This window comes from Bartonella sp. AA83SXKL, from assembly GCF_042196965.1.
In the GTDB taxonomy this organism is placed as follows: Bacteria; Pseudomonadota; Alphaproteobacteria; order Rhizobiales; family Rhizobiaceae; genus Bartonella.
On the sequence record NZ_JBHIRG010000281.1, the window covers coordinates 1 to 269 of the forward strand.

General features: G+C 45.4%; 1 protein-coding gene. It reads left to right on the plus strand.

Annotated features, from left to right (window positions below):
* The coding region (locus ACFINO_RS11115) for a crossover junction endodeoxyribonuclease RuvC (RefSeq protein WP_375655906.1) at positions 1-269 on the plus strand (269 nt) is incomplete at both ends.

The following is a 269-nucleotide window of genomic DNA, read 5'->3' on the forward strand; positions in this document are numbered from 1 at the left end:
ATTTCTCTGGCAATCGTCTTCAATTTGTTGCAGCGGGTACGCTTACTTCTGATGCACGTTGTGATCTTGCTTCTAGGCTCTGCCAGCTTTACAAAGGGCTTACAGATATTTTGCATCAGTTTATGCCTCAGGAAGCCGCCGTAGAACATGTGTTCGTCAACAAGGATGCTACGGCAACTTTAAAACTTGGTCAAGCACGGGCCATTGCACTTCTTGCTCCAGCGCAGGCAAAATTGCCTGTTTTTGAATATGCTCCAAACAAAGTGAAA